General features: G+C 71.6%; 6 protein-coding genes. 3 read left to right on the forward strand and 3 right to left on the reverse strand.

The features are described 5' to 3' along the window. Positions 1 to 98 precede the first annotated feature (98 nt). Positions 99 to 782: a hypothetical protein gene (locus tag L0P92_RS21820; RefSeq protein ID WP_234764497.1), complete on the forward strand. Its 684-nt coding sequence runs from the start codon at positions 99 to 101 to the stop codon at positions 780 to 782. A gap of 24 nt (positions 783 to 806) precedes the next feature. Here L0P92_RS21820 and L0P92_RS21825 read toward each other — a convergent pair whose 3' ends face one another. Further along, a complete protein-coding gene (locus L0P92_RS21825; RefSeq protein ID WP_234764498.1) occupies positions 807 to 2,762 on the reverse strand; it encodes a glycosyltransferase in 1,956 nt (651 codons plus the stop codon). A gap of 392 nt (positions 2,763 to 3,154) precedes the next feature. On the opposite strand from L0P92_RS21825, the gene L0P92_RS21830 reads away from it, so the two are divergent. Then, on the forward strand, positions 3,155 to 4,087 hold the full coding sequence (locus L0P92_RS21830; RefSeq protein ID WP_234764499.1) for a S1 family peptidase: 933 nt from the start codon (positions 3,155 to 3,157) through the stop codon (positions 4,085 to 4,087). 16 nt (positions 4,088 to 4,103) lie between these two features. Here the strand turns inward: L0P92_RS21830 and L0P92_RS21835 are convergent, their stop codons facing one another. Both L0P92_RS21835 and L0P92_RS21840 read right to left on the reverse strand, forming a co-directional pair. Further along, a complete protein-coding gene (locus L0P92_RS21835; protein WP_234764500.1) occupies positions 4,104 to 5,726 on the reverse strand; it encodes an N-acyl-D-amino-acid deacylase family protein in 1,623 nt (540 codons plus the stop codon). Between the two features lie 17 nt (positions 5,727 to 5,743). Further along, positions 5,744 to 7,027 carry an amino acid deaminase gene (locus L0P92_RS21840; RefSeq protein WP_234764501.1) on the reverse strand — a complete coding sequence of 428 codons (1,284 nt, stop codon included), beginning with the start codon at positions 7,025 to 7,027 and terminating at the stop codon, positions 5,744 to 5,746. Positions 7,028 to 7,165: 138 nt separating this feature from the next. Here L0P92_RS21840 and L0P92_RS21845 point away from each other — a divergent pair. After that, a partial coding sequence (locus L0P92_RS21845; RefSeq protein WP_234764502.1) for a sugar kinase occupies positions 7,166 to 7,955 on the forward strand: 790 nt, incomplete at its 3' end.

Genomic DNA, 7,955 nt, shown 5'->3' on the forward strand with positions numbered 1-7,955 from the left:
CCGGTGGGTCGTGTTTTCCGCCACGTGAGACGCGGTGGTTTGGGCTGTTATCGCCGGTAGCTGTCCCGAGGCCGCCCCCGTCTCTAGAATGCGCGGCCATGTCCAGGCCACCTGAGCGCGAGAACGGGACGCCCCAGGGGCAGCCGAACGTGTACCACCCGCGGTCGGCGGCGCCCCCGCCCTACGAGGCGTACACGGACCCGGCGGCCGCGCACGGCTGGCAGAACGCGTACGACGAGACGGCTCAGCTGCCTCGGCTGGACGACGCCGGGACCGTGGAAGGCGCGGGCGCGCGAGCTGGGCGCGGGGCCGCGCCCGTGGGCCGGGCGGATCGCCGCCGCAGGGCGCGGGCGCGGGCCTCGCGGCGTCTGGTGCTCGCGGCCGGAGCGGTGGGCGCGGTGTCGGCGGCGGCGCTGATCGCGGGACTCTCCCTGTCCGGCTCATCGTCGGAAGGCGGCTCGCGCGGCGAGCACGGCGGTGACGGTACGAGCCCGGCGGCGGGAGCCTCGGCGGACCCGACCACCGCCACGGCCGGCGACCCGGCCACGCCCGGCTCGCCCGACGCGATCGGGACGCCCGGCGCGCAGACCCCGGGTGCGTCGCCGAGCCCTTCCGCGTCCGACGCGGCCGGCGAGGACGGCGGCACCAGCGCGGCCTCGTCGACGCCCACCACGAGCACAGCGCCCGCGAGCCCGACCGCCACGGCGAGCACGGAGGCACCGGGCGGCGGACGTGGCGGCAATCCGGGGCGCGGGGTGGGGAACACGAAGGGGCCCAAGTAGCGCCCCGCTCTCCTGAGCCGCCCGTCAGCCCTTGACGCGTCGGGCGACCGCCCGGACGAGGTCGGTCCTGGCGACCCGCAGCGCGAAACCTCCGCCGCTGTCCGGCGCGGGCTTGGCGTACCGGGGCAGGGCGCGGTGGAGCCACTTGGCGGGCGGCGTCTTCTTCGGGAGCGCCGGAAGGGGCACCGACCAGCGGCCCAGTCGGAGTTCGCCGCGCCAGAGGCCGAGGGGGAGCTCGGAGACGGGGACGCGGATGACGAACGTGCCGTCGGGCTCGGGGCGCCGGGCCGGGCGGTGGGACACCGAGCTTCCCTGTCCGTCCGTCAGGGTGAGGACGAGGGCGCCCTCCGGGTGGTCGGCGAGCGTGCAGCGGCCGGTGAACTCCAGCTCGGTGGGGGCGTCCGGGGCCCACCGGACCGCGCCGTCGACGCCGAGCCGTGCCGGCACCGTGTGCTTGCGTTCGCCGATGTCGAGGGTGAAGTTGCCGTACGGGTGGGTGGTGTAGAGGGTGACGGCGCGCAGGCCCTCGGCGGTGTCCACGACATGTGTGGCGGCCTTGCCGGACACGTCGTCGGCCCGCTTGCTGCCGATGCGGACCTCGCGGGTGACGCCCTGGGCGCCGATGGCGAGCGAGATGTCCCACAGCCCGTCGCCCAGCGGGGCGCCGTCGGCGGCCGTGGTGATGTCGACGGCGGCCTCGAACCCGGCGCGGTCGTAGATGTAGCTGCCCTTGTCCTCGTCGGCGCCCGCGTCGGGGGTCGCGGTGTGGGTGACGGGCAGCCGGAACTCCACCTTGCTGTCGCGCTCGCGCAGCACCAGCTCGGTGGTGACGTCACGGGTCTCGACGCGGTGCAGGTAGCCGTGCCCGGCGAGGTGCAGCACGGTGCCCCGCAGATCGGCGCGGGTGACGCGGTGGCGCACGCCGAGCTGGGCGGTGACGTCGTAGCAGCTGTCGGGGATCGCGCGGGCGGGGTCACGGAGAAAGGGGTAGCGGGCGAGGGCCCGGCCCGCGTCGACGAGCACCGGCGTCGCCACCTTGCTCCGCGCCAGCTCCCTCTCGAAGCGCACCAGTTCCAGCACCTCGTCGAGCATCCGGTGGCGTACGAGGTGGAGCCGCAGCCGGGCCATGGCGGAGAGCTGGTCGTTCAGCCCTTCGTGCCAGAGCGGTTCGATGCTCTCCGCGAGACGGGCGAGGGCCTTGTCCTGCTCGGGACGGGGCTCGTGGGCCAGGTGGCTGAGAAGGTGCTGGACCTCGACGGTGAGGTGCCGGTGGGCCAGGTGGTCGCGGCCGGGGCCGGGCGGGACGTGTTCCAGGAGCATGTCGACCACACGCGGCAGATAGCGCAGCCGGGGCTCGGTCCCGCCGGTGCGCAGGGTGATGTTGCCCTCGTCCTCCCGGCGCACCCAGTACAGGCAGTCGTAGGAGGCCAGGACGGAGATGCCCGCCGCGTGCAGATAGGCGCGGCCCACGAAGAGCTGGTCCTCGCCTATGGACAGGTCGGTGGGGAAGCGCAGGCGGTGGCGCTCCAGCAGCTCCCGGCGGAAGAGCTTCATGGGGTTGAGCGTCCAGTACGCCCGGGACGAGAAGACGTCGGTCTTCGGCTGGTCGCGCCGGAACATCGAGGTGGGAGCGCCGCGCCCGCCCACGCCGACCATCTTGCCGAGCACGACGTCGGTGCCGTTCTCCTCGGCCATCGCCACCATGCGCTCCAGGGCCTCGGGCCCCAGGTGGTCGTCGGCGTCGAGGAAGAACACGAACCGTCCGCGCGCGTGGTCGAGTCCGAGGTTGCGGGGTGCGGAGGGGCCGCCGGAGTTCTCCTGCCGGAAGACGCTCAGCAGCTTCGGGTACAGGCCGGCCAGCCGGTCGAGTTCCGCGGCCGTCCCGTCGGTCGAGCCGTCGTCGACGACCAGGATCTCCAGCCGGTCCTGGCCTATGGACTGTTCGGTGACAGAAGTGATGCAACGCGTCAGATACGGCATTGCGTTGTACGCGGCGACAATTACCGAAACGGCAGGGCCAGTCATCGTCACGCTCTCCATGAATTACGGGGCACACCCCGTTTTTCCTGGATGGCTCACAGATTGGCCGATTGGATGCGGTAAGGCACCATTTGCGGGGAGATTTGCCGACAGAGCTGTGAAGATATCACGACCGCTCGGTGCCCGTGAGGTGACCTTGTCAACTTCACCGTGGGCGTCCTGTGGCGTCGGCCCGGCACTTCTCGTCCCCGTGATAGGGAAAGCCCTACGGACTGAACTCGTCGGTAATCAAGTCCTTGTCCCCACCCCCCTCCTGCGTGAGAATGCGCATGACAAAAGTGCGGGTGACCGGAGATTCTTCGGTCACCCTCTTCGTATGAGGGGACCCCCACATGAGAAAACCTCTCGGCGCCGCCCTCCTCGCCCTGGCGATAGCCGGGGCCGGCGCCGCACCCGCGGTCGCGGCTCCCGCGGACTCGGCCGCTTCCTTCGGCAAGGGCGTGGACACGGGCTCGGTCACATCGACGGTCAACGACACCGTCGCGAGCGCCGCGGACACCCTCGGCCAGGTCCTGAACGGTCCCAAGGTCCAGGCCGTGAACTTCGCCGGCACGGTCGCGCTCAGCAACTGTTCCGGCTCCGTCGTCCGCTTCCCGGACTCGGAGGACAACGACCCGGCCCTGGTCATGACCAACGGCCACTGTCTGGAGACCGGCATGCCGGGCCCCGGCGAGGTCGTGGTCGACCGGGCCTCCAGCCGTACCTTCAGCCTGCTCAACGCCTCGGGCAGCCGGGTCGCCACGCTGCGGGCCAGCAAGATCGCCTACGGGACGATGACCGACACGGACGTCGCCTTCTACCAGCTCACCACCACGTACGCGCAGATCAAGAGCTCGTACAGCATCAACCCGCTGACGGTGGCCGACACCCACCCGGTCAAGGGCACCGCCATCACCGTCGCCTCCGGTTACTGGAAGCGGCTGTACAACTGCAACATCGACGGATTCGCCTACCAGCTCAAGGAAGGCGACTGGACCTTCAAGGACTCGGTCCGCTACACGTCCGCCTGCAACACCGTCGGCGGCACGTCCGGCTCGCCCGTCATCGACCAGGCCACCAACAAGGTCGTCGCCGTCAACAACACCGGCAACGAGGACGGCGAGCGCTGCACGGTCAACAACCCGTGCGAGGTGGACGAGAGCGGCAACGTCACCGTCCGCCAGGGCATCAACTACGCCCAGGAGATCTACCAGATCCACGCCTGCTTCGGCGTCGACAACAAGCTCGACCTGAGCGCGAGCGGCTGCGTGCTGCCCAAGCCGTGACCTACCGGCACACGGTTTAGGAAGTTCTACGGATCGCCCGTCCCGCGAGTACGTCCGTGCGCCGGCCGTCCTCGATCACGAAACGGCCGTCGATCAGGACGTGCGGGATGCCCGTCGGTAGCGTGCGCGGCTCCTCGAAGGTGGAGCCCGCCGCTACCGTCGCCGGGTCGAACAGCACCAGGTCCGCCCGGTACCCCTCGCGGACCAGGCCCCGGTCCGCCAGCCGCAGCCGCGCAGCGGGACGCCCGGTCAGATGGGCCACGCACTCCTCCAGGGACAGCACCCCCAACTCCCGTACGTACTGCCCGAGATAGTGCGGGAACGTGCCGTACGCCCGTGGATGCGGCTTCGTGCCGCGCAGGATGCCGTCCGAGCCGCCGGTGTGGACGCGGTGCCGCATGATCATCCGCACGTTCTCCTCGTGGCCGACGTGCTGGAGGATCGTCGAGCCCAGCCGGTCGTCGAGCAGCAGCCGCCGGGCCGTCACCCAGGGGGCCTCGCCCCGTGTCCTCGCGGACTCTTCGACCGTACGGCCGACGAAGTCCCCGAGCGCCGGGTCGCTCACGCCCGAGATCTCGATCGTGTCCCACTCGATGGGCACGCCGTGGCAGCCGTCGGCGCCGATGACCTCCATGTGGTGCCGGATGCGCTCGGCGGTGTCGTCGTCCATGAGGCGGGCCAGGGTCGCCTCGGGCCCGCCCTCGCTCGCCCAGCTCGGCAGCATCGCGACGAGGGTCGTGCAGCCGGGCGTGTAGGGGTAGGTGTCCAGGCCGATGTCGGCGCCGTCGTCGAGCGCCTTGTCCAGCAGCGACAGCAGCTCCGGCGCACGTCCCTTGTTCACGCCGAAGTTCATGGTGGCGTGGGCGAGATGCAGCGCGCAGCCCGCCTCCCGCGTCAGGGCCACCATCTCCTCGTACGCCTGAAGGGCCCCGGCCCCGTAGGAGCGGTGGTGCGGGCAGTAGTAGCCGCCGTACGACGCCACCACCCGGCACAGCTCGGTCAGTTCGGCGTCCTTGGCGTACATGCCCGGCGTGTACGTCAGCCCGGACGACATGCCGACCGCGCCCTGCGCCATGCCGTCCGCGACCAGCTGTCGCATCCGCTCCAGCTCGTCCGGCGTGGCCGCCCGGTCCTCCCAGCCGACGGCGAGGGCGCGGACCGTGCCCTGCGGGATGAGGTAGGCCGCGTTCACGGCGATGCCCTGCCCGTCGAAACCGGCGTCGAGGCGGTCCAGGTACTCGCCGACCGTCCGCCAGTCGAAGTCGATGTCGTCGCCGGAGCCGTTCCAGCCGGTGATCGCGCGGCGGACCTCCGCGAGGGTGCGGTCGTCGACGGGCGCGTACGACAGCCCGTCCTGGCCGACGACCTCGAGCGTGACCCCCTGCGCCGCTTTCGCGCTGTGGTCGGGGTTCCGCAGCAGCTCCAGGTCGCTGTGGGCGTGCATGTCGATGAAGCCGGGGGAGAGGACGAGGCCCTCCGCGTCCAGCTCCCGGCGCGCCTTGGGGCGTTGGCAGCCGGCCTGGGCCGCCTCCTGCACGATCGACACGATCCGGCCGCCGTCCACGACGACATCGGCGCGGTAGGACGGGCCGCCGCTGCCGTCGACGACGTCGGCGTCCCGAATGACGAGCTCTTCCATGACCGCCACCCCCAGACTCAGAAGAACGTACGGATGTATTCGACGACCGTGCCGTCCGCCGCCGCGACCGGGATCAGCTGCCACTTGTCGAACGACGTGCAGGGGTGCGACAGCCCCATCCCGAGCCAGTCACCGACCTCCAGGTCCGCCTCGCCGGTCGTCGCCAGCCACGCGTGCTGGTCGGACAGCGCGGTCACCGAGACGCCGGTGGCCGGGCGCTCGACGCCGTCGCGGCGGACCACCTGGGCGAAGGGCAGATCGAGGTCGTAGGCCGCGTCGCGCTTGCCCGCGTTGACGAAGGCCTGGTCGGGGGAGGGGCGGGAGACGACCTGGGCCCACAGGCGGAAGGCGGGTTCGAGGGCGCCCTCCTCCGGGACCCGGTTGAACGGGGTCAGCTTGCGGTAGTGCCCGTCGTCGTGCGAGACGTACGCACCCGAGCGCAGCAACTTCAGTACGGGGAGGGAGAGTTCGGGGATCTCGGCGAAGACGTCCGCGACGGCGTCGAACCACGCGCTGCCGCCCGCGCTGACGACGATCTCGTCGAGGCCGGTGAACCGGCCCGCCTTGTCGAAGTCGGCGGCGAGGGAGACGAGCCGCCGCAGCCACGCCTGCACGCGCTCGGGGTTCGGCTGCGGAACCTCGCCCTCGTACCCGGCGACGCCGACCAGCCGCAGCGTCGATACGGCGGCGACGGCGTCCGCGACGGCGGCGCACTCGGCCTCGGTACGGACGCCGGTACGGGCACCATCCCCGGCGGCCAGTTCGACGACGACGTCGAGCGGCCGGGTGGGGTTGGTGTCCCGCAGGGCGGCGTCCATCAGCTCCACGCCGCGTACGGAGTCGACGTAGGTGATGAGACGGAAGCCGTCGTCGGCGGAGAGCTCGGCGGCGATCCAGCGCAGGGCGGCCGGGTCCACGAGTTCGTTCGCGAGGAAGACCCGCTGGACGCCGTACGCCCGCGCGACGCGCACCTGATGCGGTACGGCGAGCGTGATGCCCCAGGCCCCGTGCTCGATCTGGCGCTGGAAGAGCTGCGGCGCCATGGAGGTCTTGCCGTGCGGGGCGAAGGCGAGGCCGTGGCGGGCGGCGTACGTCTCCATCAGGTCGAGGTTGTGCTCCAGGCGCTCGGCGGAGAGGGCCAGCACGGGGGTGGCGAAGCCGTCGGTGAAGAGGTTGCGGCGCTGGGCGGTGAGCTCGGCGACGGTGAGGCCGTCGGCGTCCGGGGGGAGGCCCTTGAAGCGGTGGTCGACGCGTTCCTCTGCGAGGTGGGCGAGGGCATCCGAGGGGCCGTCGGCTGTCATGGAGCCTCCCTGATCAGGCGCGTTGCACTGCCTGCAACACTCATTGCGTATTTCGCTTACCGCTGTCTAACATCTCGGCCAACCGCGGGTCAACGGAGCCGCCGATCCGCCCGCACAAGCCCTGGAGCTACGACCATCGTGACCCTCACCGGACCCCGCAATGCCCCCGACGACGTCGATGTCGTCGCGCTCGGCGAGTCCATGGTCACGTTCCTGCCCACCCGGCCGGGGCGGCTCGCCGACGTGCCGTCGTTCGAGCGGGGGATCGGGGGTGCGGAATCGAATGTGGCGTGTGCGTTGGCTGCCGCGGGGCACTCCGTGCGGTGGGTGAGCCGGGTGGGTGCCGACGGGTTCGGGGACCACCTGGTGGAGGCGATCGGGGGGTACGGCGTCGACGTCTCGGCCGTGGGCCGGGACACGGCGCGTCCGACCGGGGTGTACTTCCGCACGGCGGGGGACCGGGGGACGGACGCGCACGAGGTGGCGTACTACAGGTCCGGTTCGGCGGCGTCGGTGATGTCCGTGGAGAACGTGGACCTGGACGCGGTGCGTTCGGGTCGGGTGCTGCATCTTTCGGGGATCACGGCCGCGCTGTCCGAAGGGTGCCTGGAACTGCTGCGCGAGCTGACGGCTCCCCACGAGGGGCGCCCGCTTGTGTCGTTCGACGTCAACTACCGGCCGGGGCTGTGGCGGGGCGCCGACGGCCCGGCCGTGCTGCTGGAGTTGGCACGCCGGGCTGATCTGGTGTTCGTGGGGGAGGACGAGGCGGAGGAGGCCTGGGGCATCACGGGCGGCCCACCGGCTGTACGGGCCGCGCTGCCCGAGCCGGGGGTGTTGGTGGTGAAGCAGGGGGCTGTGGGGGCTACGGCTTTCGTGTCGAGTGCGGGTGGTGGGGGGCTGGTCGCGCAGTTCCCCGCGCCCCTTGGGG

The sequence above is a fragment of the Streptomyces muensis genome (assembly GCF_021474425.1).
Lineage (GTDB): Bacteria > Actinomycetota > Actinomycetes > Streptomycetales > Streptomycetaceae > Streptomyces > Streptomyces muensis.

What these genes read in the sequence shown, in the direction of transcription:
- L0P92_RS21820 (WP_234764497.1), top strand. Translation starts at nt 99, where the DNA reads ATGTCCAGGCCACCTGAGCGCGAGAACGGGACGCCCCAGGGGCAGCCG.
- L0P92_RS21825 (WP_234764498.1), bottom strand. Translation starts at nt 2,762, where the DNA reads ATGCCGTATCTGACGCGTTGCATCACTTCTGTCACCGAACAGTCCATA.
- L0P92_RS21830 (WP_234764499.1), top strand. Translation starts at nt 3,155, where the DNA reads ATGAGAAAACCTCTCGGCGCCGCCCTCCTCGCCCTGGCGATAGCCGGG.
- L0P92_RS21835 (WP_234764500.1), bottom strand. Translation starts at nt 5,726, where the DNA reads ATGGAAGAGCTCGTCATTCGGGACGCCGACGTCGTCGACGGCAGCGGC.
- L0P92_RS21840 (WP_234764501.1), bottom strand. Translation starts at nt 7,027, where the DNA reads ATGACAGCCGACGGCCCCTCGGATGCCCTCGCCCACCTCGCAGAGGAA.